This is a genomic window from Variovorax sp. PAMC 28711 (assembly GCF_001577265.1).
Taxonomy (GTDB): domain Bacteria; phylum Pseudomonadota; class Gammaproteobacteria; order Burkholderiales; family Burkholderiaceae_C; genus Variovorax.
In genome coordinates this window covers 2,892,428-2,916,771 of sequence record NZ_CP014517.1, presented here as the reverse complement: position 1 = coordinate 2,916,771, position 24,344 = coordinate 2,892,428, and the positions used below count along the sequence as shown (strand labels likewise).

At 66.9% G+C, this 24,344-nt stretch carries 28 protein-coding genes and 1 tRNA gene; 16 read left to right on the top strand and 13 right to left on the bottom strand.

Features of this window, described 5'->3' with window-relative positions; translation table 11 throughout:
• Positions 1-5: 5 nt before the first annotated feature.
• The 5 genes from AX767_RS14185 (at position 6) to AX767_RS14165 (ending at position 3,115) form a co-directional block, all read left to right on the top strand.
• A tRNA-Gln gene (locus AX767_RS14185) sits at positions 6-82 on the top strand.
• A 98-nt stretch (positions 83-180) separates the two neighbouring features.
• The gene (locus AX767_RS14180; protein ID WP_068633714.1) at positions 181-1,152 is read left to right on the top strand and encodes a ribose-phosphate pyrophosphokinase; all 972 of its coding nucleotides are present in this window, start codon (positions 181-183) and stop codon (positions 1,150-1,152) included.
• A gap of 86 nt (positions 1,153-1,238) precedes the next feature.
• On the top strand, positions 1,239-1,937 hold the full coding sequence (locus AX767_RS14175; RefSeq protein ID WP_068631932.1) for a 50S ribosomal protein L25/general stress protein Ctc: 699 nt from the start codon (positions 1,239-1,241) through the stop codon (positions 1,935-1,937).
• Between the two features lie 78 nt (positions 1,938-2,015).
• Positions 2,016-2,648: an aminoacyl-tRNA hydrolase gene (gene pth, locus AX767_RS14170; protein WP_068631931.1), complete on the top strand. Its 633-nt coding sequence runs from the start codon at positions 2,016-2,018 to the stop codon at positions 2,646-2,648.
• A gap of 32 nt (positions 2,649-2,680) precedes the next feature.
• Positions 2,681-3,115 carry a hypothetical protein gene (locus tag AX767_RS14165; protein WP_068631930.1) on the top strand — a complete coding sequence of 145 codons (435 nt, stop codon included), beginning with the start codon at positions 2,681-2,683 and terminating at the stop codon, positions 3,113-3,115.
• Here the strand turns inward: AX767_RS14165 and AX767_RS14160 are convergent.
• Entirely contained in the window at positions 3,104-3,370 is a 267-nt protein-coding gene (locus AX767_RS14160; RefSeq protein WP_068631929.1) for a YfhL family 4Fe-4S dicluster ferredoxin, read from the bottom strand. The two genes, AX767_RS14165 and AX767_RS14160, sit on opposite strands and share 12 nt — an antisense overlap.
• A 62-nt stretch (positions 3,371-3,432) precedes the next feature.
• Between AX767_RS14160 and AX767_RS14155 the strand changes: the two genes are divergently transcribed.
• The 8 genes from AX767_RS14155 (at position 3,433) to AX767_RS14120 (ending at position 11,564) form a co-directional block, all read left to right on the top strand.
• On the top strand, positions 3,433-4,383 hold the full coding sequence (locus AX767_RS14155) for an ABC transporter permease (protein ID WP_068631928.1): 951 nt from the start codon (positions 3,433-3,435) through the stop codon (positions 4,381-4,383).
• Positions 4,380-5,255 (top strand): ABC transporter permease, encoded by an 876-nt coding sequence (locus AX767_RS14150; protein ID WP_068631927.1) that lies wholly within the window; start codon positions 4,380-4,382, stop codon positions 5,253-5,255. Before AX767_RS14155 ends, AX767_RS14150 begins: the two co-directional genes overlap by 4 nt.
• Entirely contained in the window at positions 5,255-6,241 is a 987-nt protein-coding gene (locus AX767_RS14145) for an ABC transporter ATP-binding protein (protein ID WP_068631926.1), read from the top strand. The genes AX767_RS14150 and AX767_RS14145 overlap by 1 nt, the downstream gene beginning before the upstream one ends.
• The gene (locus AX767_RS14140; RefSeq protein WP_082755022.1) at positions 6,238-7,065 is read left to right on the top strand and encodes an ATP-binding cassette domain-containing protein; all 828 of its coding nucleotides are present in this window, start codon (positions 6,238-6,240) and stop codon (positions 7,063-7,065) included. Before AX767_RS14145 ends, AX767_RS14140 begins: the two co-directional genes overlap by 4 nt.
• Positions 7,066-7,104: 39 nt before the next feature.
• A complete protein-coding gene (locus tag AX767_RS14135) occupies positions 7,105-8,589 on the top strand; it encodes an ABC transporter substrate-binding protein (RefSeq protein WP_068633710.1) in 1,485 nt (494 codons plus the stop codon).
• Positions 8,590-8,730: 141 nt separating this feature from the next.
• On the top strand, positions 8,731-9,252 hold the full coding sequence (locus AX767_RS14130) for an Rrf2 family transcriptional regulator (RefSeq protein WP_068631925.1): 522 nt from the start codon (positions 8,731-8,733) through the stop codon (positions 9,250-9,252).
• 52 nt (positions 9,253-9,304) lie between these two features.
• Positions 9,305-10,645, top strand: coding sequence for a tetratricopeptide repeat protein (locus AX767_RS14125; RefSeq protein ID WP_068631924.1), 1,341 nt, complete (start codon positions 9,305-9,307; stop codon positions 10,643-10,645).
• 4 nt (positions 10,646-10,649) lie between these two features.
• Positions 10,650-11,564 carry an alpha/beta fold hydrolase gene (locus AX767_RS14120; protein ID WP_068631923.1) on the top strand — a complete coding sequence of 305 codons (915 nt, stop codon included), beginning with the start codon at positions 10,650-10,652 and terminating at the stop codon, positions 11,562-11,564.
• Between the two features lies 1 nt (position 11,565).
• Here the strand turns inward: AX767_RS14120 and AX767_RS14115 are convergent, their stop codons facing one another.
• On the bottom strand, positions 11,566-12,417 hold the full coding sequence (locus AX767_RS14115; protein ID WP_068631922.1) for an oxidoreductase: 852 nt from the start codon (positions 12,415-12,417) through the stop codon (positions 11,566-11,568).
• A 112-nt stretch (positions 12,418-12,529) separates the two neighbouring features.
• Here AX767_RS14115 and AX767_RS14110 point away from each other — a divergent pair, with 112 nt between their 5' ends.
• On the top strand, positions 12,530-13,498 hold the full coding sequence (locus AX767_RS14110; protein ID WP_068631921.1) for a LysR family transcriptional regulator: 969 nt from the start codon (positions 12,530-12,532) through the stop codon (positions 13,496-13,498).
• Between the two features lie 13 nt (positions 13,499-13,511).
• Here the strand turns inward: AX767_RS14110 and AX767_RS14105 are convergent, their stop codons facing one another.
• Complete coding sequence (locus AX767_RS14105; RefSeq protein ID WP_068631920.1) at positions 13,512-14,204, bottom strand: histidine phosphatase family protein; 693 nt, start codon at positions 14,202-14,204, stop codon at positions 13,512-13,514.
• Between the two features lie 38 nt (positions 14,205-14,242).
• Between AX767_RS14105 and AX767_RS14100 the strand changes: the two genes are divergently transcribed.
• Entirely contained in the window at positions 14,243-14,959 is a 717-nt protein-coding gene (locus tag AX767_RS14100; protein WP_068631919.1) for an alpha/beta fold hydrolase, read from the top strand.
• Positions 14,960-14,965: 6 nt separating this feature from the next.
• On the opposite strand, the gene AX767_RS14095 is transcribed toward AX767_RS14100, so the two are convergent.
• From AX767_RS14095 to AX767_RS14055, 9 genes are all read right to left on the bottom strand, one after another.
• Positions 14,966-15,196, bottom strand: coding sequence for a hypothetical protein (locus AX767_RS14095; protein WP_068631918.1), 231 nt, complete (start codon positions 15,194-15,196; stop codon positions 14,966-14,968).
• 80 nt (positions 15,197-15,276) lie between these two features.
• Positions 15,277-15,945, bottom strand: coding sequence for a pyroglutamyl-peptidase I (gene pcp, locus AX767_RS14090; RefSeq protein WP_068631917.1), 669 nt, complete (start codon positions 15,943-15,945; stop codon positions 15,277-15,279).
• Positions 15,942-16,676, bottom strand: a complete 735-nt coding sequence (gene pxpA / locus AX767_RS14085) for a 5-oxoprolinase subunit PxpA (RefSeq protein WP_068631916.1) — start codon at positions 16,674-16,676, stop codon at positions 15,942-15,944. The genes pcp and pxpA overlap by 4 nt, the downstream gene beginning before the upstream one ends.
• On the bottom strand, positions 16,666-17,712 hold the full coding sequence (locus AX767_RS14080) for a biotin-dependent carboxyltransferase family protein (protein ID WP_068631915.1): 1,047 nt from the start codon (positions 17,710-17,712) through the stop codon (positions 16,666-16,668). The genes pxpA and AX767_RS14080 overlap by 11 nt, the downstream gene beginning before the upstream one ends.
• Positions 17,709-18,368 (bottom strand): 5-oxoprolinase subunit PxpB, encoded by a 660-nt coding sequence (pxpB, locus tag AX767_RS14075; protein ID WP_068631914.1) that lies wholly within the window; start codon positions 18,366-18,368, stop codon positions 17,709-17,711. The genes AX767_RS14080 and pxpB overlap by 4 nt, the downstream gene beginning before the upstream one ends.
• Before the next feature lie 5 nt (positions 18,369-18,373).
• Positions 18,374-18,877 carry a pantetheine-phosphate adenylyltransferase gene (coaD, locus tag AX767_RS14070; protein WP_068631913.1) on the bottom strand — a complete coding sequence of 168 codons (504 nt, stop codon included), beginning with the start codon at positions 18,875-18,877 and terminating at the stop codon, positions 18,374-18,376.
• A 44-nt stretch (positions 18,878-18,921) separates the two neighbouring features.
• The gene (locus tag AX767_RS14065) at positions 18,922-19,575 is read right to left on the bottom strand and encodes an RsmD family RNA methyltransferase (RefSeq protein WP_068631912.1); all 654 of its coding nucleotides are present in this window, start codon (positions 19,573-19,575) and stop codon (positions 18,922-18,924) included.
• Complete coding sequence (locus AX767_RS14060; RefSeq protein ID WP_068631911.1) at positions 19,572-20,927, bottom strand: M16 family metallopeptidase; 1,356 nt, start codon at positions 20,925-20,927, stop codon at positions 19,572-19,574. The genes AX767_RS14065 and AX767_RS14060 overlap by 4 nt, the downstream gene beginning before the upstream one ends.
• A gap of 14 nt (positions 20,928-20,941) precedes the next feature.
• Positions 20,942-22,399: a M16 family metallopeptidase gene (locus AX767_RS14055; RefSeq protein ID WP_068631910.1), complete on the bottom strand. Its 1,458-nt coding sequence runs from the start codon at positions 22,397-22,399 to the stop codon at positions 20,942-20,944.
• A 29-nt stretch (positions 22,400-22,428) separates the two neighbouring features.
• Here AX767_RS14055 and ftsY point away from each other — a divergent pair, with 29 nt between their 5' ends.
• Positions 22,429-23,703, top strand: a complete 1,275-nt coding sequence (gene ftsY, locus AX767_RS14050; RefSeq protein ID WP_068631909.1) for a signal recognition particle-docking protein FtsY — start codon at positions 22,429-22,431, stop codon at positions 23,701-23,703.
• A gap of 5 nt (positions 23,704-23,708) precedes the next feature.
• Here the strand turns inward: ftsY and AX767_RS14045 are convergent, their stop codons facing one another.
• Positions 23,709-24,044: an FHA domain-containing protein gene (locus tag AX767_RS14045; RefSeq protein WP_068631908.1), complete on the bottom strand. Its 336-nt coding sequence runs from the start codon at positions 24,042-24,044 to the stop codon at positions 23,709-23,711.
• Positions 24,045-24,344: the final 300 nt, after the last annotated feature.

The following is a 24,344-nucleotide window of genomic DNA, read 5'->3' as shown; positions in this document are numbered from 1 at the left end:
CGTGTAGGGGCGTCGCCAAGCTGGTTAAGGCACTGGATTTTGATTCCAGCATGCGAAGGTTCGAATCCTTCCGCCCCTGCCAAATTTTGAACTTGCAGCACAGCGCTGCAAGTCCCACGACCTGAGACGGCTCGATTCCGGGCCATTTCGCATCGCCGGATGCATTCGGCCGAGACGCACATGCAGGCTCACCACCCTGATTTCATGGTTTTCACCGGCAATGCCAATCCAGGCCTCGCCGCTGAAATTGCGCAGCATCTCGGCACCACGCTCGGTGCGGCCCGCGTCGGCCGTTTCTCGGACGGCGAAGTCACCGTCGAGATCAACCAGAACGTCCGGGCACGTGATGTCTTCGTGGTGCAGTCGACCTGTGCACCGACCAACGAAAACCTGATGGAATTGCTGATCATGGTCGACGCGCTCAAACGCGCCTCGGCAGACAGGATCAGCGCCGTGATTCCGTACTTCGGATACGCCCGCCAGGATCGGCGCCCGCGCTCGAGCCGGGTGCCAATCTCGGCCAAGGTGGTGGCCAACCTGCTGGAAACCGTCGGTGTCGAACGCGTGCTCACGATGGATCTCCACGCCGACCAGATCCAGGGTTTTTTCGACATTCCGGTCGACAACATCTACGCGTCGCCCGTGCTGCTGGGCGACCTGCGCGCCAAGAACTACGAAGACCTGATCGTGGTGTCGCCCGACGTCGGTGGCGTGGTGCGTGCACGTGCACTGGCCAAGCAACTGAATACCGATCTGGCCATCATCGACAAGCGTCGCCCGAAGGCGAACGTGAGCGAGGTCATGAACGTGATCGGCGAAATCGACGGCCGCAACTGCGTGATCATGGACGACATGATCGACACGGCCGGCACGTTGGTGAAGGCGGCCGAAGTGCTCAAGGAACGCGGCGCCAAAAGCGTCTACGCGTATTGCACGCACCCGATTTTTTCAGGCCCGGCGATCGAGCGCATCACGCAATCGGCCCTCGACGAAGTCGTCGTGACGAACACCATTCCACTTTCCGACGAGGCCCTGGCCTGCGGAAAGATTCGCCAGCTCTCCGTGGCACCGCTGATCGCCGAAACGATCCAGCGCATTGCCAAGGGCGAGTCGGTGATGAGTTTGTTCTCGGACCAGGACAACCTGTTCTGATCTGAGCAAAAAGCGGGTTCCCTCCGGGTGAGCCCATATCGAAACGGAGTCGCACTGGTCGCGGTGGGCTCTTACAGGAGTGAGTTATGAAATTCGTCGCTTTTGAGCGCGCCATGCAGGGCACGGGTGCGAGCCGCCGTCTCCGCATTTCGGGCAAGACGCCCGGTATCGTCTACGGTGGCGAAGGCCAGCCGCAACTGATCGAACTCGATCACAACGCCCTGTGGCACGCCCTCAAGAAGGAAGCGTTCCACGCGTCGATCCTCGAGATGGAAATCGCCGGTGCAGTCAGCAAGGTTCTGCTGCGCGACGTGCAATACCACCCGTACAAGCAACTGGTGCAGCACATCGACTTCCAGCGCGTCGATGCCAAGACCCGCATGACGATGCGCGTGCCGCTTCACTTCAAGGGTGAAGAAGAGTCCGACGCCGTCAAGGTCGAACACAACCTGATCAACCATGTTCTGACCGAACTGGAAGTGAACTGCCTGCCGGCCGAACTGCCGGAGTTCATCGAAGTCGACCTGTCGGGTCTGAAGAAGAACGGCACCGTCACGTTGAAGGACATCAAGCTGCCACGCGGCGTGAAATGGGTCAGCCACGGCAAGAACAACCCGGTGCTGGCTTCGGCCGTGCCACCGGCCGCTGAAGAAGTCGACGAGCCGGTTGAAGGCGCAGTGGCGGCCGATGCAGCCGCCGCACCGGCCGGCAAGGGCGGCAAGCCGGCGGCCAAGACGCCGGCAGCCAAGACTCCTGCTGCGAAGACACCGGCCGGCAAGAAGTAAATCGCTTCTTCCTGCTTGCAGACAAACGGCCCGCCTCGTGCGGGCCGTTTGCTTTTCGGTCATCGGATAATTCACGCCATGATCAAGTTGTTTGTCGGCCTGGGCAATCCCGGGTCGGAATACGAAGCCACGCGCCACAACGCGGGCTTCTGGTGGGTCGACGCGCTGGCGCGCGACCTCAAGGTGAACTTCGCACCCGAGCGCAGCTATCACGGCTTCGCCGCGCGCGCGACGGTGCATGGCCAACCCGTGTGGCTGCTCGAGCCGCAGACCTTCATGAACCTGTCGGGCAAATCGGTCGCGGCGCTGGCGCGTTTCTTCAAGATCGCACCGGAAGAGATCCTCGTGGTCCACGACGAGCTGGATGTCGTGCCGGGCCAGGCCAAGCTCAAATTCGGTGGCAGCCACGCAGGGCACAACGGTCTGCGCGACATTCACGCGCAGCTGGGCACCGGCGACTACTGGCGGCTGCGCCTGGGCATCGGCCACCCCGGCGTGAAGTCCGAGGTGGTGAACTGGGTGTTGAAGAAACCGCTGAAGGAGCAACGCGAGGCGATCGACGACGCGGTCGCACGCACGCTGCATGCGGTACCGGCCTTGCTGGCCGGCGAGATGGAGAAAGCCACGCTGCTGATCCACACGAGCAAGCCGCCGCGGCCCAAACCGCCGCGCCGCGAGCCGGGCGACGACGGGACACCCGCTGCCACCTGACGACAGTCACTTCGAAGAAGAGGGAGAGGACCATGAAAACAAAAACAGCCCAGGCCGTCACCGCCGTCTTTTTGATGGCCATCGGCATTTGTCTTGCGCCTGCCGCAGCACAAAGTTCGGCACGGACCTGGCGTTGCGGGAATACCTACACCGACCAGCCGTGCCAAGGTGGCAAGACGCTCAACGTGGACGATTCGCGCAGCGATGCCGATCGCCGCGCGGCGGAGTCGGCTACGCGCCGCAACGAAAAACGCGCCGATGAACTCGAACGCAGCCGCGTCAAACTCGACCGCGACGTGGCCGAGCGCGATCGCAAGGCGGCCGCCGAAGCGCGACGCGCCGAACTCGCCGAACGAAAACTCGCGTCCGCCGAAAAACTTCAGCAGGCACGCATCCGCAAGATGGGGCGCGAGCCCCGCAAATCGACCAAGGCGTTCAAGAGCGCTGCGGCCCCGTCAGGCGGCTGAGGCGTCCTTGGCGGCGGTAAGTCGCTCGAACTTCATCCACAGTGTTTCGCGCGCTTCGACATGTGCGGGATTCGTCGGGATGCAGGCGACCGGGCACACCTGCACGCACTGCGGCTCGTCGAAATGCCCCACGCACTCGGTGCACTTGTGCGGATCGATTTCGTAGATCGATTCACCCATGGTGATCGCGTCGTTCGGGCACTCGGGTTCGCACACGTCGCAGTTGATGCATTCGTCGGTGATCATGAGCGCCATGCCCCGATTATCCGCGGCGGGCATGCTTGTTGCGGCAGTCGGGTTATGCTGCGCCCCGCCCCATGAGTCTGTTTCTATTCAAGCGCCTCGCCACGTTGATCGGCACATTGATCGGCGCCTCCGTCATCGTGTTTCTCGTGCTCGAGATCCTGCCCGGCAACGCGGCGCAATTGCTCATGGGACCCGATGCCGATCCGTCCGCCGTGGCGGCGCTGGCCACCAAGCTCGGCCTCGACCAACCTGCCTGGACACGTTACTGGCACTGGATCGCCGGCATGCTGACCGGCGACCTGGGCGACAGCTACGCCTACAGCTCGCCGGTGCTCGATCTCATCCTCGAACGGCTTGCGCTCACCGTGCCGCTCGCACTGATGGCGATGGTGCTCACCACCGTGCTCGCCTTGCTGGTCGGCGTCACCGCCGCGGCCCGTCACAACAAGCTGGGCGACGTCGGCCTCATGGGGCTCACGCAGCTCGGCGTCGCGATCCCGAACTTCTGGTTTGCGATCCTGCTGATCCTGGTTTTTTCCGTGCAGCTGAAATGGTTCTCGGCGGGCGGCTTCGACGGCTGGGACGAAGGCATCTTCCAGGGGCTCAAGTCGCTGCTGCTGCCGGCGCTGTCGCTCGCGGTGGTGCAAGCCGCCATCCTCGCGCGCATCACCCGCTCGGCGGTGCTCGAGGTGATGCGCGAAGATTTCGTGCGCACCGCGCGCGCCAAGGGCGTGAGCCAGCGCGCGGTGCTCTGGACCCATGTGTTGCGCAACGCGATGATCCCCGTCGTCACCGTCATGGGCATGCAGTTCTCCGAGCTCCTGGCCGGCACCATCGTGGTGGAGAACGTCTTCTATCTGCCCGGTCTCGGCCGACTGATTTTTCAGGCCATCAGCAACCGCGATCTGGTCGTGGTGCGCAACTGCGTGATGCTGCTGGCCGCCATGGTGGTGATCGTGAACTTCATCGTCGACGTGCTCTATGCGGTGATCGATCCGCGCATCAAGGCGAGTGACATATGAACGCCGTTGCCATTTCCAGCACTGCCGCGCTCACCGTGCCGGGCTTCTGGCGCCGCGCCCTGCACCATCGCAGCTTCATGATCGGGGCCGCGCTCACGCTCATGCTGGTGCTGGCGGCGCTGGTCTCTGTCGTGTGGACGCCCTGGTCGCCGTACGGCATGGACCTGCCCAACAAGCTGAAGCCGCCATCGGGCGCACACTGGCTCGGCACCGATGCCTACGGTCGCGACGTCGTGTCACTGCTGTTGGTCGGCGCACGCGCCTCCATCCTCGTGGGCGTCATCGCCGTCGGCATCGGCCTGACGGTTGGCACCGCGCTCGGCCTGCTCGCGGCTGCAAGGCGGGGATGGGTCGAAGAAGTCATCATGCGGTTCGCCGACTTCTCGCTCGCGTTTCCGGCGATTCTTTCGGCCATCATGATGACGGCGGTGTTCGGTGCCGGCATCGTCAACGCGATCGTCGCGATCGGCATCTACAACATCCCGACCTTCGCGCGCATCACGCGCGCCTCCGCCAACGCGATCTGGTCGCGGGAATACGTGGCGGCGGCGCGCGCCTGCGGCAAGGGCGGCTTCGCCATCACGATGCAGCACGTGTTGCCCAACATTTCGGCGGTGCTGATCGTGCAGATCACGATCCGTTTCGCCATCGCGATCCTGGCGGAAGCCGCGCTGTCGTATCTCGGCCTCGGCACCCAACCACCCCAGCCGTCGTGGGGCCGCATGCTGAGCGAGGCCCAAACGCTGATGTTCCAGTCGCCGCTGCTGGCCGTGTGGCCGGGCATGGCGATCGCCCTCGCAGTTCTGGGTCTCAATCTGCTGGGTGACGGGCTGCGCGATCTGCTCGACCCGCGGCTGGCGAGGGCACGCTGATGGCACTTCTCGAAGTCAACGACCTGCACGTGCAGTTGCAGACGCAGCGCGGCCCGGCTGAAGCGGTGCGCGGCATCGGTTTTTCGCTTGAACGCGGCGAAACGATGGGCATCGTCGGCGAGTCCGGCTGCGGCAAGTCGATCACGGTGCTGTCGCTGATGGGGCTGTTGCCGGCCAGCGCCAGGGTCAGCGGCAGCATCCGCTTCGACGGCACCGACCTCACCCAGCTCGACGAGCGCACGATGTGCGCGATTCGCGGCGACCGCATCGGCATGATCTTCCAGGAGCCGATGACCGCGCTGAATCCGGTGCAAACCGTCGCACGCCAGGTCGGCGAGCCGCTGCGGCTGCACCGCGGCCTCTCGGGTGCCGCTGCGCGCAAGGAGGTGCTGGCGCTGCTCGACCGCGTCGGCATTCCGGATGCGGCATCGCGCCTGGACGCCTATCCGCACCAGTTCTCGGGCGGGCAGCGGCAACGCATCGGCATCGCGATGGCGCTGGCCTGCGGGCCCGACCTGCTGATCGCCGACGAGCCGACCACCGCGCTGGACGTGACGATCCAGAAGCAGATCCTCGACCTCATCCAGAGCCTGGTGGCCGAGCGCGGCATGGCCTTGATCCTGATCTCGCACGACCTCGGCGTCATTGCCCAGAGCGTCTCGAAGATGATGGTGATGTACGGTGGCAGCGTGGTCGAGAGCGGCCCGACGGCCACCGTGTTTGCCGAACGTGCTCACCCGTACACGCAAGGTCTTTTCGCGGCCCGCCCTGCCCTCGGTGCACCGCGCGGCGTGCGGCTGGCAACCATCCAGGGCAGCGTGCCCGAGCTCGTCGACCTGCCGCCGGGCTGCCCGTTCGCGGGGCGTTGCAGCTGGACGGTCGACGCCTGTCGCACGACGCGGCCGCCTGCGATCGCCCTGCCCCACGACCATCAAGTGCGCTGCCTCCGGCTCGACGAAATGATGAACAACGGAGCCGTCGCATGACCGCGCCGTTGCTCGAAGTCACCGATCTCGTGCGCCACTACGCGTTGCCGCGCGAAAAGCTCTTCTCGCCGCCCGCGCTGGTGAAGGCGCTCAACGGCGTGAGCTTCAACGTGCAGCAGGGGCAGAGCCTGGGCATCGTCGGTGAATCCGGGTCGGGCAAGTCGACCATCGCGCGGCTGGTGATGGCGCTCGACCAGCCGACGTCGGGCAGCGTGAAGCTGTTGGGTCGCGATTTGCACACGCTGTCGCGCCCCGAATTGCGTGCCGCGCGCCGCGATGTGCAAATGGTGTTTCAGGACCCCTACGGCTCGCTCGATCCGCGCCAGACGGTCGCGGTCATCGTCGCCGAACCGTTGGAAGCGCTGGCCGAATCGACCCGTGCCGAACAGCGCGAACGTGCCGGCGAATCGCTTGCCGCGGTGGGTCTGCGCGCCAGCGATCTCGACAAGTACCCGCACGAGTTCTCGGGCGGGCAGCGCCAGCGCATCGCCATCGCGCGGGCGCTGATCACGCGGCCCAAGCTCATCGTGGCCGACGAGCCGGTGAGCGCGCTCGATGTCTCGGTGCAGGCCCAGGTGCTCAACCTCATGAACGACCTGCAGCAGCAGTTCGGCGTGAGCTACCTGCTCATCAGCCACGACCTCGCGGTGGTGAACCACCTGTGCGACGAGGTGTGCGTGCTGCATCGTGGCGTGATCGTCGAACGCGGCACGCCGCAGCGGCTTTTTGCGCACGCCGAGCACCCGTACACGCAGGCGTTGCTGGCCGCCGTGCCGCGCGCCGAGCCACCGACCCGGCGGGCCGGGCTGGCCGCAGCCACTTGATGTAACGTTGTCCCTCTACCTGTCCTGGAGCCTATGACCATGCTGAATCGCCGCACTGTTTTGACCTCTGCCGCACTCGCCGCCGGCCTGCCGCAATTCGCGCTCGCGCAGAACCGCAAGGACGCCATGGTGATCGGCATGACGCTCGAACCGCCGGGCCTCGACCCGACCGCGAGTGCCGCCGCGGCGATCGCCGAGATCGTGCAATACAACATCCTGGAAACGCTCACGAAGATCAGTGCCGACGGCAAGGTCTCGCCCCTGCTGGCCGAGAGCTGGGAAGTGTCGCCCGACCTGAAGACGTACACCTTCAAGCTGCGCCGGGGCGTCAAGTTCCAGAACGGCGAACCGTTCAATGCGCAGACCGTGAAGTTCAGCTTCGACCGCGCAGGCAGCGAGAAGAGCACCAACAAGGACAAGCGCGTGTTCGCCAACCTGAGCACGCAGGTGATCGACGACTACACGGTGGTCGTGATCAACAAGGAAATCGACCCCGACCTGCCCTTCGTGCTGGGCCAGGCGACTGCCGTGCTGGTCGAGCCCAAGAGCGCCGACACCAACGCGACCAAGCCGGTCGGCACCGGCCCCTACAAGCTCGACAGCTGGGCCAAGGGCTCGTCGCTGGTCGTGAGCAAGTGGGACGGCTTCCGTGCGCCCGCCGACGCGAGGATCAAGAAGGTCACGTTCCGCTTCATCTCCGACACGGCCGCGCAGGCCGCCGCATTGCTGGCCGGCGACGTCGATGCGTTCCCGCGCATCGGCACGCGCGTGGTGCCGCAGTTCAAGGCCAATCCGCAGTTCCAGGTGATCCTCGGCGGCTCGCGCGCGAAGACCATCCTCGCCATCAACAGCCGAAAGAAGCCGCTCGACGACGTGCGCGTGCGTCGCGCGATCCTCGCGGCGATCGACCGCAAGTCGGTGATCGAAGGCGCGGCAGACGGCTTCGGCGTGCCGATCGGAAGCCACTACGTGCCGGGCGCGGCCGGCTTCATCGACACCACGGGCATCAACCCGTACGACGTCGAGAAGGCCAAGAAGCTGCTCGCCGAAGCCGGCGTGAAGACCCCGCTCGAACTCACGATGACGCTGCCGCCGCCGCCTTATGCGCGGCAAGGCGGCGAAGTGATCGTGGCCGAGCTCGCCAAGATCGGCATCGTGGTCAAGGTGCAGAACGTCGAGTGGGCGCAGTGGCTGAGCAACACTTACGGCGGGCCGCACAACTACGACCTGTCGATCGTGTCGCATGTCGAACCTTTCGACATCGGCAACTACGCCAAGCCCGACTACTACTGGGGCTACGACTCGAAGCCGTTCAACGCGGTCTACGACAAGATCAAGACCACCGCCAATGCCACCGAGCGCAACAAGCTGCTCGGCGACGCACAGAAGCTGCTGGCCACCGATGCCGCCAACGGCTTTTTGTACCAGCCGCAATTCCCGACGGTCGCCAAGAAAGGCGTCAAGGGCCTGTGGACGCAAATGCCGATTTTCTGCAACGACCTCTCGGCGTTGAGTTGGGGCTGAGCGCGCCCTCAAATCCTCGCGCGGTATAGGGATTTCCCGCGCAATTCGAGGGAAAAACCGAACGGTTGACACATAAAAACCGACTTTTCCTGAAGTGTGAGGCCCCCTACATTCGGGGCTTAACTTCAGAGGAAGAACGTCATGCGTCTCACCACCAAAGGCCGTTTCGCCGTCGCCGCGATGATCGATGTGGCCCTGCACAGCAGGGACAAGCCGGTCAATCTCGGCACCATCAGCGTGCGCCAGGAAGTTTCGCTGTCGTACCTCGAGCAGCTGTTCACCCGGTTGCGGCAGCACGAACTCGTCAAGTCGACGCGCGGACCCGGCGGCGGCTATTCACTCGCCCGCAATGCGGCCAGGATCACCGTGGCCGACATCATCTTTGCGGTCGACGACCCGGTTGGCGAACACGACGCGTCGCAGAGCCAGAACGCCGGCCGGATCACCACGCCCGACCTGTGGGCCTCGCTGGGCCAGCAGATGGTGGACTACCTGGATTCGGTCAATTTGCAATCGCTGGTCACCGAACAACTCGCTCGCGGCGTGAAGGTCGAGGATGCGCGCGCAGCGAAACCCATGCCCAGCATCCAGCGCGCCAAGCCGTTGCTGCCGCGGGGCCCGAACTCGGTGTTCGCGCTCGCCACCGCCATTACGCAGCGCTGAACCACGGCCCGGTCGCCATGTGACCAGCCTCGGTCGACGGCAAAATGGGCCGATGCACACAGACAGCCTGGGCAATCCGATCAGCGTCGACGACGCCGCGAGCGCCGCGCTCGTCGACGACTTCGTGATGGGCTTCATCTCCACCGAGGCGCGCGCGGCGAATGTGCTGGCCATCGCCGACACGGACCTGAGCCCGACGGTGCAAGCCTGCGCTGCTGCGTTGCACCTCTTTGCCGAGTCGCGCGATGCGGTGCCGAACGCCACGCCGTACCTCGATCGCGCAAAGGCCAACGCCGCACGCGCCACACCCCGTGAGCGGCGCTTCATCGCCGCCATCGCGGCCTGGGCGGCCGGCGACATCGCGCAGGCCATTGCACTGCACGCGGAACAGGCGCGAGAACACCCGCGCGATCTCGCGTCGCTCAAGCTGGGCCAGTACCACTGCTTCAACACCGGCGACTGTCCCGGCATGCTGCGCCTGGCGCTCGCGGTGCTGCCTGCGGCGGGCGACGTGCCGTACGTGCACGGCATGGCCGCTTTCGGCTACGAGCAGTGCCATCTGATGCGCGACGCCGAACGCAGCGCCCGGCGCGCCATCGCGATGTGCCGCAAGGAACCCTGGGCCCATCACGCGCTGGGCCACGTCATGCTCACCGAAGGGCGGCTCGCTGAAGGACTCGCCTTCATGGAAAGCGTGAGCGACACCTGGACCGGCCTCAACTCCTTCATGGTCACGCACAACTGGTGGCACGTGGCGCTGTTCCTCATCGACCTGGCGCGCGACGACGAAGCGCTCGCGGTGTACGACGAGCGTGTCTGGGGCGTGGTCAAGGATTACTCGCAGGACCAGATCGGCGCCGTGTCGCTGCTGGCCCGCCTCGAGCTGGCGGGGATCGATGTCGGCGACCGCTGGCAGGACGTCGCCGACCACCTGGCGCCGCGCACCGACGACCATGTGCTGCCTTTCCTCGATCTCCAATACCTCTACGGCCTCGCGCGCGCGGGCCGCGCCGAAGCCGCTCAACTGCTTCGAACGATCGACGCCTTCGCGCCAGTGGCGCCGCCGTCGACACGCGCGGCCTGGGAGCGCGTCTGCGTACCCGCCGCGCATGGCCTCATGGCGCATGCGAACGGTCGCTTCAGCGAGGCCGTCGACAGGCTCGGCGTCGCGCTGCCCCGGCTGATCGAGATCGGCGGCAGCCATGCGCAGCGCGACCTCTTCGAACAGGTCTACCTGGATTCGCTCGTTCGCGCCGGCACCGAGGCGACGTTGACGGGCGCGCAAGGGATCCTGCAGCAACAGCTCAACAACCAGTCCGAATCGTTGCGCCTGCGCCGACAGACGGCTGCGGTCTACGCACGGCTCGGCCTCGATGCCGTGATGCGACACTGACCGAATGTCTTCCCCTCCCGCCACCGACGCGCCGCGGCGTCGCCTCGTCCATCTCGAAAGCCGCGCCGGCCACGGCGACATGGCCACCGTCGCTTTCGGTCCGGCCGATCGCCCGCTCGACATCGTCTTTCTCCATGCCAACGGCTTCAATGCGATGACCTATCGCCAGTTGCTGGCACCGCTGGCCCGCGACGGCTTGCATGTGATGGCGATCGATCAGCGCGGACACGGCCTGAGCCGTCTCGCCACCGATCCGCAGCACCATTCGTGGCTGCGCTATGCCGACGACCTCGTGGCGCTGGTCCACGCGCTGGGTAACGCACCACGCGTGCTTTCGGGCCACTCGATGGGCGGCACCGCCATCCTCCTGGCCGCACCGCGCCTGGCGCGCGACGGACGCGCGCCGTCGATCGTGCTGTTCGATCCGGTGCTGAAACCGGCGACACCCGAAGCGATCCCTTTTTCTGCCGCCGAATCACCCCTGGTGCGCGGGGCGCTGAGGCGCAACGCACTGTTCGACAGCCGAGAGGCCGCGCTCGAAAGCTATCGCGGTCGCGGTGCCTTCAAGACGTGGCCCGAGGCGGTGATCGCCGACTACCTGGTCGATGGCCTCGTCGCCCGGCCCGACGGCGGCATGACGCTCAGTTGCGCGCCCGCCTGGGAGGCGGCGAACTTCGTGAGCTCCTACCTGCACAACCCGGTCGACGCGCTGACCCGGCCACTGGCCGACATGCGCATCCTTCGCGCAGCACACGATTCCACCTGCCGTTGGGACGAAGGCGCCGCCGCTTCGCCCTGGCCGCCGCACCTCCGCGTGGACACGGTGCCCGAGACCACGCACTTCCTGCCGATGGAACAGCCCGAGGTCGCGCGCGAAGCCTTGCGCGCGGCGGTCGAGGCCTGCGCCATCGGCCGCTGACTCACGTCGGGAAATCGGTCGAGGCCGCCAGCGCTTCCCATTCGACCGTCTCCTTGTCGACGAACGCGTGCTTGGCGCGCAGGGTCCGAAGCGTGTCGGTGCCCAAGGGCAGACGGAGCGGCGGCACCGGTGCGGCCACCAGCGCGAGCAGCGCTTGCGCAAGCCGCTCCGGATCGCCCGGCTGGTTGTGGCTGATCGCGTTCGCGGCGAACCGCACCTTCCCGGCGCTGGCTTCGTAGTCGGCCAGGACGCGCGGCGACACCGCGAGCGAGCTGCTGTCCAGGAAATCGGTACGGAAGTAGCCGGGCTCGACCACCGTCGCATGGATCCCCAGCGGTGCGAGCTCGCCGTGCAGCGCTTCCGTGAGGCCCTCGACGGCGAACTTGGTAGAGCAATACACGCCGAAGCCCGGTGCCGACTGGTAGCCGCCGAGCGACGAGATGTTTATCACATGGCCTTGCCGACGCGCGCGCATCGATGGCAGCACCGCGCGCGTCACGTTGAGCAGGCCGAACACGTTGGTTTCGTAGAGCCGGCGCACTTCGTCGCCCGTGGCCTCCTCGACCGCACCGAGCAGGCCGTAGCCCGCGTTGTTCACCAGCACGTCGATGCGTCCGAAGCGGGCGAGCGCCGCCCGGGCGGCTGCAACGGCCTGCGCCTCGTCGGTGACGTCGAGCGCCAGGGCCAGCACCGCAGCGTGGGACCCCAGTCGCTCTTCGACCGAGGCGGCGCTGCGCGACGTGGCGACCACAGCGTCGCCCTGGGCCAGTGCGGCTTCTGCAATGCGCGCGCCGATACCGCGCGAGGCGCCGGTGATCATCCAGACGCGCTTGAATTCGGGGGAGGTGACCATGTGGAAATCCTTGAAAGCGAGTGAGCGGTGAACGCAATGTAGGCTTCTCATTGCACGCCGAATACCCCAGAGTCGATCGATTAATTCGAAAGCAAATCGTGATAATTCGACCATGGCCTTCAATGAACTCCGCGCGATTTCCACCTTCGTCAAAGCGGCTGAGCTCGGCAGCCTGCGCCAAGCCGCCGCGGTACAGGCGATCACGCCACAGGCGGCCAGCCAAGCGCTGACGCAGCTCGAGGCGCACCTGGGCGTGCGGCTTTTTCACCGCACCACGCGCCGCCTGAGCCTGACCGAAGAAGGCAGCCAGTTCCTGCACGCTGCGCAGCCGGGCCTCGCGGCGCTGCACCGTGCGCTGCACGGTGCGCGCCGCGGGCGCGAGGACATCGCAGGGCCCTTGCGCATCGTCGCGCCGCGCTCGACCATGCTCTCGATGCTGTGGCCGGTATTGGAGGCGTTCTGCCGGCAGCATCCGGCGGTGGAGCCCGACGTGCAGCTGGACGACCGCATCGGCAACTGGGTCGAGGACCGCGTCGACATCGGATTCCGCGCCGGGCCACCGCCCGAGGAAGGCGTGATCGCGCGGCGCCTGCTGCCGCTCCAGCTCATCGTCTGCGCCGCGCCCGCCTACCTCGCGCGGCATGGCGCACCCGCCAGCATCGACGACCTCGCCCGCCACCGGTGCAGCGGCTTTCGCCATCCGAACACGGGCAAGGTGATGCCGTGGGAATTCCGCGTCGGCGAAGAAACGGTCTCTCGTCCGATCCACGCGTTCTTCTGCACCAACGACATCGACCTGGAAGCGCAGGCCGTGGTCGCGGGCGAAGCGATCGGGCAGCTGGTCGGCGTGACTGCGGCGCCGCTGGTGCGCGCGGGCAAGCTGGTGCCGCTGCTCACCGAGCACATGGCCGACCACCTCGGGCTGTACGTCTACTACGGCAGCCGCGTCGCGCAACCGGCACGCGTGCGCGCGTTCATCGACCTCACGGTGGAGCGACTCGCCAACAACCCGTTGTACTTCCTGGAACCGTCCGAGCTCGCCCCGGCGCCCGTCCGGCGGCGCAGCCGAAAAATTCGCTGAGGCTTGCTGAGCTTCAGTCCTTTTTCAGGTGCCGCGTCTGGTCGTAGGTCGGCTGGGCGGGGAGATCGTCGAGATGGCGCGTGTCGGCCCAGTCGATGATGTCGATGCGCGACGGCGTTGCGGCATCGGCGATGCGGATGCGGTTGAAGCCCGCGTTCGGGATCTCGCTCTGCCGCGGACCGCTCAGGCTCAAGCCCTGCGCAGTCCGCCACACCATGTCGAGCACGCCGCCGTGCGTGACGACCAGCACGCGCCCGCCCGCGTGCGCCGTGGCAATGGTGCCCATCGCCGCCACGATGCGCGCGTGGAAATCGCGCGGCGATTCGCCCTCGGGCATCGCGTGGTCTTCGCGAAACTGCAGCCACTCTTCCCAGGCGCGCGGATGCTGCAGCTGGATTTCGTCGGCGCGCAGGCCTTCGACGACGCCGAAATGCTGCTCGCGCAAGGTGACGGTGGTCACGACGTCGAGCTTCAGCTGCTGGGCGGCGGGCGCCGCGGTTTGCTGCGCGCGCAGGAGGTCGCTGCTGATCAGCCGCTGCACCGTCTCGCCCGCCAGCCGGAGACCGAGGCGGCGCGCCTGCTCGTGGCCCATGTCGTTGAGCGGCACGTCGATATGACCCTGGAAGCGCAGTTCGCGGTTCCAGTCGGTCTCGCCGTGGCGAATAAGGATGAGTTCGGTGGCGGAGGAATCGTGTGGTGGCGGCATGGTGTCGCCTATTGTCCTTGCAGCGGCAAAATCGCGGCATGTCCAGCACACCCCGCCTTGTTCTGATCCCCGGTCTCGCCTGCGACGAACGCCTGTGGGCCGCCCAACTTCCTGCGCTACCCCCAGCGTTCGACACGCGGGTCAGCCTCACGCACATGCACTGCGGCACCCTCCCTGCGATGGCGAGCGCCCTGTTGCGCGAACACGCCGGCCCGCTGATCCTTTGCGGCGCTTCGATGGGCGGCATGGTCGCCATGGAGGCGGCACGCCAGGCCCCCGAACGCATCGCCGGCCTGGCGCTGCTGGGCACCAACGCGCAGCCCGAGCAACCCGAGACCTTTGAATTGCGCCGCGCCGCCATCGAACTCTTCGAGCGCGGCGATGTGCGCGACGTGATCGAGCCGAACATCGTCTTCGCTTTCCACCCCGCCCAGGCGGCAGACGATGCGCTCGTGCAGCGCTACCTCGACATCGTGCTGGGCGCCGGCGCGGTGCAGCTCATTCGCCAGAACCGCGCCCTGATGGAGCGCCCCGATGCGCGCGTGCATTTGCCCGCGCTACGTTGCCCCGTGCTGGTGATGTGTGGCGACACCGATCGGCTGACGCCGCCAGCGTGCTCGCGCGACATCGCGGCACGCGTGCCGCAGGCCGAGCTGGCCTGGGTGCCCGACTGCGGGCACATGCTGACCATGGAAAAGCCGGAGATCGTGAACGCCGTGCTGAACGGCTGGCTGAAAAAGTTCCTGCCGGATTGACGGCGCTCAGGGTTCCCAGGAACCCTCGCGGCGCGGACCCTCTGCGCCGAACATCTGGCGCAGCGCGGCGATGCCGGCGGCCATCGCGCTCGAATAGCTGTCGTATGCGCGTTCGCTTTCCCGGAGCAAGGCGTAGGCCGCGAAGGTGCCTTGTTCGCCCGTGCTTTCCATCAACGTCCAACCGTACTTGTCGTCCGGCAGCGCACGGACGGTGACTGCGATGTCCCGCAGATTCATGATGACACTCCCTGTCAGCTTCTTGTGTGCCGCGTTTGTACGGGGCACCGCGCGAAGCGGCAAGGGACTTCGTCACGCTTTCAGTGCAGCTGGCCGCCGGTCTCGCGAACGTCGTCGTGCACCGTCGACGCGGTTGCCACAGCGATCCGCAGCGCGTCGATCAACGTCGCCAGCGCCATGCTCGGTGCGCCGGGAAAACGCGCCGCCTGCGCCGGCAGATACGGAATATGGACGAAGCCGCCGCGCACGCCTTCGACGGCTGCGAGCAGGTGCATCAGGCCGTAGAAGAGGTGGTTGCATACGAAGGTGCCGGCCGTGTTGGACACGGACGCGGGGACGCCCGCCGCGCGCAGATCGCGCACCATTGCCTTGATCGGCAGACTCGAGAAATACGCCGCAGGTCCGCCCAGCACCACGGGCAGGTCGATTGGCTGGTAGCCCGCGTTGTCGGCGATGCGACCGTCGTCGAGGTTGATCGCCACGCGCTCGATCGACATCTCGCTGCGCCCTCCCGCCTGGCCCACGCACAGCACGAGCTGCGGCTGAATCACGGCGATCGCCGCGCTGAGCGTGTCGATCGCCGCGCCGAAAACGCACGGCATCTGCCTGGCATGCACGATGGCCTGACCGGTTTGCCAGCCGTCGAGCGCACGCACCGCTTCCCACGATGGATTGACGGGCTCGCCATCGAACGGTTCGAAGCCGGTGAGCAGCACGCGCAGCGGCGATGCCGATGCCGACTTCTTCATGCGTGGACCACGATGCCTTCTTGCTGGAGCCGCTCGCGAATGCGACGCGCGAATGCGAGCGCATGGGCGCCGTCACCGTGCAGGCACACCGTCTGTGCATTGACCGCCACGGTGCTGCCGTCGATCGCCGTGACGCGGTGGTCTCGCACCAGCGAGAGGGTTTGCGCAATGGACTGCGCTTCGTTTTCAATGAGCGCACCGGGTTCGCTCCGCGGTACGAGGCTGCCGTCGGGCTGGTAGCCGCGGTCGGCGAACACTTCCTCGACCGGGGTGAGGCCGGCGTGGCGCGCCGCGTCGATCATCCCGCTGCCGGCCAGCCCGAAGAACTTGAGCGACGGGTCGAAGCGGCGCACCGCCTCGCAGATCGCGGCCGCGAGTTCGGGTTCTTTCACAGCCTGGTTGTAGAGCTGCCCGTGCGGCTTGACGTGCACCAGCGTGCCGCCTTCGGCCTTGACGATCGCCGCCAGCGCGCCGATCTGATAGAGCACGCCCGCCACGATCTCGTCAGGTGGCAGGTGCATCGTGCTTCTGCCGAAGTTCGCGCGATCCGGAAAGCTCGGGTGCGCGCCGATCGCCACGCCGTTGGCCAGGGCCCAACGCACGCATTGCTGCATCGTCTTCGCATCGCCGGCGTGCCAGCCGCAGGCAATGTTGGCCGAGCTCACGACCGCCAGCAGCGCCTCGTCGCTGCCGGCACCTTCACCGAGGTCTGCATTCAAATCAATCTGCATCGGGGGACTCTCCTTCGCGCCGATTCTGCGACGACACGGGCCAGCCTGCAGACGCAAGGCCTTGCGTGACCTGGTTCAGATAGAGCTGCTGCGCAGCCCAGGCGGCCAGCGCCGTGGTGGCATCGACCTGCACCAGCTGCAGATGGCCGTTGAGCGGCGCCTGCGCCAGCTTCCAGAGGTCGGCGCGGATCACCACGCCGATCCGCGGGTAGCCGCCCGTGGTCTGCGCGTCGCCCATCAGGATGATCGGCTGGCCCGAGGGCGGCACCTGGATCGTGCCGGGAATGACGCCGGCAGACAGCATGTCGACGGCGCGGCGGCGCTTGAGTTCCGGCCCCTCGAGCCGGCTGCCCATGCGGTTGCTCTGCGGCGTGACGCGCCAGAGCGCTTCCCACAGCTGCTCGCGCGCGGCCACGGTGAATTGTTCGAACTCCGGCCCCGGCATCACGCGCAACGGAATCGCTTGGCCGATGTCGGCGAGGTAATCGCGGATCGACCAGTCCGGCGCGCGCAGGCCGAACGCGCGCCGCGCCAGTTGCTGCCCATCGAGCAGCGACGCGCCCAGCGACAACCTGTCGCCCTTCTTCAAGGCGCGGCCGTCAAGCCCGCCGAAGCCCGCTTTCAGATCGGTGCTGCGCGAGCCGAGCATCGGCGGCACGTCGATGCCACCGGCCACGGCCAGCCAGCTGCGAAGACCCCGTTTGGTGCCGATCGTGTTGGCCCCGGCCAGCTTGAGTGTTTGCCCCGCAGCGACGCCCTGGCTCCAGCCCGGGCGCAGAGCGATCTCGTCGAGCGCGGCGCCGAAGTCATCGCCCGTGAGCGCGATGCGCGTTGCGGTCTCGAAGCGAAATTCGCAATTGCCCATCGTGAGCTCGAGGCCCGCCGCTCCGTCCTCGTTGCCCACGAGGCGATTGCCGAGCGTGAGCGCCAGCGTGTCGAGCGCGCCGCCGGGGCAGATGCCGAGCTGGCGATGCCCGTAACGCCCCAGGTCTTGCACGGACGACAACATGCCGGGCCGAACGACGATGAGCGTCATGTCGTGATGCTTTCCGCGACGAAGCGCACGCGGTCGCCGGGTTGCAGCAGGGTGGGCGGCTCGTTCTTCGGGTCGAACAGTTCGAGCGGCGTGCGACCGATGAGCTGCCAGCCGCCAGGCGATGCCAACGGGTAGATGCCGGTCTGCTCGCCACCGATGCCGACCGAGCGCGCCGGCACGGCCACGCGTGGCTCCGAGCGACGCGGGGTCGCCAATTCCGGCGGCAGCCCACCCATGAAGGCGAAGCCGGGCAGAAACCCGAGGAAATAGACGACGTACTCGCCCGCGGCGTGGCGTCGCACCACCTCGGCCGGCGAAAGGCCTGTGTGCGCCGCGACGTCGATCAGGTCAGGGCCGTCGTCGCCACCGTAGCGAACCGGAATCTCGATCTGCCGGCCCTCGATGGTGGCGCCGGCCAGCTGCGGCCAGGCCGCGAACACCTGCATCTCGAGTTCGGTGGCTTCGGCCTGCGCGGGGTCGAACAGCAGCGTGAGGTTGTTCATGCCGGGCAAAACCTCGTGCACACCCCGCCAGCGAAGCGCTTCGTTGGCCAGGGCCCATATCTTCTGCTGCTGCGCAAAGGTGGCGGGTGCCGGCAATTCACACAGCAGCGCGGCGTCGCCGAGCGCGTGGAGGCGGGGCGGCTCTGCGCTCACCGTCCTCAAGCCTGATTCAGGCTGCGCACCTTGGCCATCAGCTTTTCCTGCACGCTGGGCGAGACGAACTTGTCGACTTCGCCGCCGAGCGTGGCGATCTCCCGCACGAAGGTGCTCGAGATGAACTGGTATTTGTCGCTGGGCGTGAGAAACACGGTTTCGACGTCGGGCATCAGCGAACGGTTCATGCCGGCCAGCTGGAACTCGTAGTCGAAGTCGGTCACGGCGCGCAGGCCGCGGACCATCGCCTTGCCGCCCCGCGACACGACGAAATCGCGCAGCAGGCCGGAAAAGCTCTCGACCGTGACCTGGTCGCTGTAGGGCGCGGCGGCTTCGCGCGCCATCTCCATGCGCTCTTCGAGCGAGAACAGCGCCTTCTTGTGGTGGCCCGCCGCGACGGCGACGATCACCTTGGAAAACAACTGGGTCGCACGCCGCACCACGTCTTCGTGGCCGAGCGTGATGGGATCGAATGTGCCGGGATAAACCGCGATCACGTTGCTGGACATGGTTGCTTGTCTCCTTGTGCAGCCGGGGCGGCCTTGCCGGCGGATTATGCAGCGGGCGCCGGGCCCTTCCGCAGCAGGTGCGCGTGGACCGCGCCGGCCTTCATGTGGCGATACACATGCAGGCCCAGCGGCGCGAGTTCCTCGTCGCTCCAGGCGCGCGGCGCTTCGAGATAAACCGCGCCCGCGTCGTCGATCGCGCGCGAAGCCGCACGCAACGAGGGGACATACAGCGCCTCGTTCTCGAACGGCGGATCGAGAAACACCGCGTGCAGCGTGCCGGCCGGTGCGCGCTCCAGCGCCGTCACGCCGTTGCCGCGCTCCACACGCACCGCATCGGCGCTGAGCTTGGTCTTGAGCTTTTGCAGCTGCTCGACCAGCACCGGATCCTGCTCGCACAACAGCACGCTCGTGGCACCGCGCGACGCGGCCTCGAGCCCCAGCGCGCCGGTGCCGGAGAACGCATCGATGCACTGCCAGCCCGGCAGCTCGCCGCCGGACACGCCCGCCAGGCTGGCGAGCCAGTTGAAGAGCGTTTCGCGCACCCGGTCGGGCGTGGGACGCAGGCCGGGCCGATCGGCGACGGCGAGGCGCGTGCGCTTCCATTGCCCGCCGATGATGCGGACCTCGTGCGGGCGCTTGTCGGCACGGCCGGTCGGGTTGGCGGGACGTGCGGGTGTTTTCTTGGCAGGTTTTTTCATGGCTTGGCGCCGACGATAACCGTGACCATGCGCTCGGGTTGCAGCTTGCTCGCGAAAGCCGCCTTGATCTGCGCCCCCGTGACCGCATTCATGCGCTGCTGCCAGGTGTCGAGATAGTCGAAAGGCAGGTCGTTCCAGGCGATGTTCGCGATGTTGCCGAGCAGCTTCCTGTTGCTGTCGAGCAAGAGCGGAAAGCCGCCGATCAGGTTGTCCTTGGCGGCCTTGAGCTCGGCGTCGGTCGGGCCGTCGGCCACGAACTTCGCCAGCACCTCGCGCGACACCTTGATCGCCGCATCGGCCTGGTCGGGCCGCGTCTGGAACGCGATGCGAAAGGCGCCGGCCTCCATGCCCGGCGAGAAGCCGCTGTAGATGCTGTACGTCAACCCGCGCTTCTCCCGCACCTGATCGGTCAGGCGAGAGACGAAACCGCCGCCGCCGAGGATGTAGTTGCCGAGCGTCAGCGCGAAGTGCTCGGGGTCGCTGCGCAGATAGCCGGGTTGCCCGATCAGCACCTGCGCCTGAGCCGAATCGAACGGAAGGCGCAGCTCTTTCGGCGCACCCAACGAAGCCACCGGCGGCACCGCCGGCAACGCCGCGCAGGCGCTGCTCCCGGGGCTGCTCTGCGGCAAGCGGGCCAGCAGGGTCGTCGCGATGGCGTCGGCCTGCGGGCGTGTGACGGCGCCGACGATGGTGAGCTTCGCGCGGCACGGCACGATGAGCGCTTCGTAGCGCTGGCGCATCGCGGCGACGTCGATGCGTGCGAGCGTCGCTTCGGTCGTCTCCTGGCCGTACGGGTGCGTACCGTAGACCGCTGCTGCGAAGTTGCGGCCGACGAGCGTGCCGGGCTTCGTGTTCGCCTCCTTGATCGCGGCGTTGATGCGCTCGCGGTCGCGCTGCCACACATCGTCCGGAAACGCGGGCTCGCCGATCTCGCGCGCGGCCAGCGCCACGGCCTTGTCGAGCACCTTCGCATCGGACAAGGTGCGCAGCGAAAAGCTGGTGCGCTCGCCGCTCGCATCCACGCCGAACTCGGCACCCAGATCGGCCCACGCCTCGCCCAGCGCATTCTGGTCGAGCGCCGGATCGCTGCCCACGGCGCGCACGCCTTTCTCGACCATGCCCGCGGTGACGCTCGCCAACCCCGCCTGCGGCGCCGGATCGCGCCGGCTGCCGGCGTCGAAATCGAGTTGCACATCCACGATCGGCAGCGCGTTGACGGGCGCGAAGTACACCTTCGCGCCGTTGGCCAGCGTCCAGTGCTGGATCGGAATGGCGGCCTGCGCGTTCAGGCCGAAAAGGGCGGCAATGCCGAGGAAGGCTGCGTGCGCAGCGGTCTTTTGAAAGGTCAACATAAAAGCGTGTTCTTTCAGCGCAGGTCGCCGGCGGGTACGGCAGCCGCACGGGGACGCCGGTTCGGGTCGAGCGGCAGCGGCCGCAGCGTGGCGACGGTGAGCTGGTCGTCACCGAAGTACTTGCCGGCGACGGTCTGTACCTGAGCGGCCGTCACCGCCTGCAGCCGGGCGATGACGCGGTCGTTGGCGTCGAGCGGCAGGCCCTGCACCCAGTTGCTGCCGAGTTCGCGGGCCTGCGCCATTACCGAGTCGAGCTCGAAGGTCTGGCCGGCCACCCACTGCGTCTTGACGCGCGCCAGTTCGGCCTCGCCGACACCGTCCTTCGCGACCCGTGCGACCTGTGCGCGCAGCGCCGCTTCGACCTGATCGGTGGTCTTGCCCGCGGCCGGCACGGCAGAGAGGTTGAACACCTGCGGCCCGCGGCTGATGAGGCCGACCGATGCGCCGGCTGCGTCCGCGACGCGATCGGGGCCTTGCGTGAGCGCGCGGTCGAGGCGCGAGCCAGCGTAGCCGTCGAGCACGGCGGACAACACGAGCAGCGCCCAGCCGTCGCTTTCGGCGTCGAGGTCGGGCACCTGCGGCACGCGAAAGGCGAGCGACACGTACGACTGTTCGGCCGGCGCCTTGAATTCGACGCGCCGGATGCCGCGTTGCTCGGGCTCGACGCGCGGCTTGCGGATCGGCACGGCCCGCGCAGGGATACGGCCATAGTATTTTTCGGCGAGCGCGCGCACCCGCGCCACATCGACATCGCCGGCCACCACGATGGCCGCATTGGCGGGCAGGTACCAGCGGCGATGGAAATCACGAACGTCGTCGGGCGTCATCGCCTCCAGGTCGCTCATCCAACCGACGACCGGCCGGTGATAGGGCGAAGCGGTCCACACCGTCGCGTTCTGCAATTCGCCGAGCAGCGCACGGGGCTGCTCTTCGGTGCGCATACGCCGCTCTTCCTTGACCACCGAGATTTCGTTCTTGAACTCGTTGTCGGCCCACTGGTTGTTGGCGAAGCGGTCGGCGTCGAGCTTCATGACGGCTTCGAGCTTGCCTTCCGGGATTTGCTCGTAGTAGCCGGTGTAGTCGCGCGTGGTGAAAGCGTTGTCGCGGCCACCCAGCGCGGCGACGGTGCGCGAGAACTCGCCGGGCTTCACGGTCTTGGTGCCCTTGAACATCATGTGTTCGAGCGCATGCGCGACGCCGGAGGTGCCGTCGACCTCGTCGATCGAGCCGACGCGCACCCACACCATCTGCACCGCAGTGGGCGAGCGGCGGTCGGGCTTGACGATCAGCGTCATGCCGTTGGAAAGCGTGAACTGCTGCGGACGCGCCTCGCCCGCAGGCGCTGCAACAGCGGGGGACGCGGGTGTAGCGGAGACGGGGTTTTGCGCCTGGGCGGGCACGGTCCACAGCGCGGTGAGCGCCATCGCCAGCACCGCACCGGACGCAGCATGGCGTGGCAAGGGGTGTTTCATAGAATGGGTCGGATTGTAAAAACACCCCGATGTTCAGTTTCTTCAAGAAAAAGCCGCCCGCCGAAACGCCGGCAGCCTCCGTCGCCCCTCCTCCCGTCGAAACGCCAGCCGAAGTGCCCCCGGTGCGTTCGGCGTTCTCTGCCGCGAACTGGTTCGGCCTGAAGCCCGAAGCCGACGTGGTGGTGCCGCCACCGGCGCCCACGCCCACGCCCACGCCGGCTCCGCCGCCAGCGCCCGCGACCCTGCCCGCGCGGGACGCACCGTCGGTTGTCTCGCCGCCACCTGCGCCTGCGCCTGTCGTGCAGGAGGTGCCTGCCTTCCTGCGCAATCTGCCGCCTGCGCCGCCGCCGGCCCCGGTCGTCAGCCCGCAAGCGCCCCTGGCGCCCGTCGTGGTCGCCGCGCCCGAGCGCAAGGGCTGGATGGACAAGTTGCGCAACGGCCTGCGCAAGACCGGCACCAGCATCGCCGCCACCTTCGTCAATGCACAGATCGACGACGCGCTCTACGAAGAGCTCGAGTCGGCCCTGCTCATGGCCGACACCGGCGTGAAGGCGACCGAGCACCTGCTCGACGACCTGCGCGGTCGCGTGAAGCGCACGATGGCGACCAACTCCGACCAGGTGAAGGTGCTGCTCGCAGACGCCATCACCGATCTGCTGAAGCCGCTGGAAAAGCAGCTCGTCATCGGCCAGCACACGCCGACCGTGATCATGGTCGCGGGCGTCAACGGCGCCGGCAAGACCACCTCGATCGGCAAGCTCACCAAGCATCTGGCCAACGAAGGCGCCTCGGTGCTGCTGGCGGCGGCCGACACCTTTCGAGCCGCGGCGCGCGAGCAGTTGCTGGTCTGGGCCGACCGCAACACGGTCGAGATCGTCAGCAACGAGGGCGGCGATCCGTCAGCCGTCAGCTTCGACGCGGTGAAGGCCGGCAAGGCGCGGGGCAAGGACGTGGTGCTGGTCGACACCGCCGGCCGCCTGCCGACGCAATTGCACCTGATGGACGAGCTGAAGAAAATCAAGCGCGTCGTCACCAAGGCCGACGCCACGGCCCCGCACGAGGTGCTGTTGGTGATCGACGGCAACACCGGCCAGAACGCGCTGCAGCAGGTCAGGGCCTTCGACGAGACGCTGGGCCTGACCGGTCTGATCGTCACCAAGCTCGACGGCACCGCCAAGGGCGGCGTGCTGTGCGCCATCGCACGCGAGCGGCCGATCCCGGTCTACTTCATCGGCGTGGGCGAAAAGCTGGAAGACCTCGAGACCTTCGACGCGCGGGAGTTCGCCCAGGCCCTGCTGGGCTGAGTGGCTCAAACCAGCTGGTAGTCGGTCGTTTGGACGGTGCGGGTCGAAGACGCGCCGTAGTCGAGAAAGCGCAGTTCGCAATCGCCGATGCGGATCACATCCTGGTGGTGGAGCAGCTGGCGCTGCACCTTGACGCCGTTGACGAAGGTGCCGTTGCTGCTGTCGAGGTCACGAACCGAATACACGCCGTTTTCAATGGACACGATGGCGTGCACCCGGCTGACCATCGGCCCGCGAATCACAATATCGCTGCGGTCGGCCCGCCCGATGGTCGTCGTCGGCTGCGCCAGCTCGATTTGCTTGACGCGACCGTCACTCGTGATCAGGACCACTTTGGCCATCTTTCCCCCTGATTTCGTTGGTTGCGGGGCCACGATTTGTCGTCCCCGGGAAGTAATGTGCCGGGATCGTTGCAAACCAAATAGTACAGATTCGACAGTTTGAGAACTTTCCCAAACACCGATTCACATAGATGTGCAAAACGTGAACAACTCCGCGACGCGCGGCGTCTGCCCGGGCCTGGGACCCGTCAATGCCGGCCGGAAGTCGGCGCCGTGCCCGACAGGCTGACGCTATTGCGGCGATAGAAACTGGTGGGAACCCTTAGCTTAGCACTCGCTCCAACCGAGTGCTAATATGAC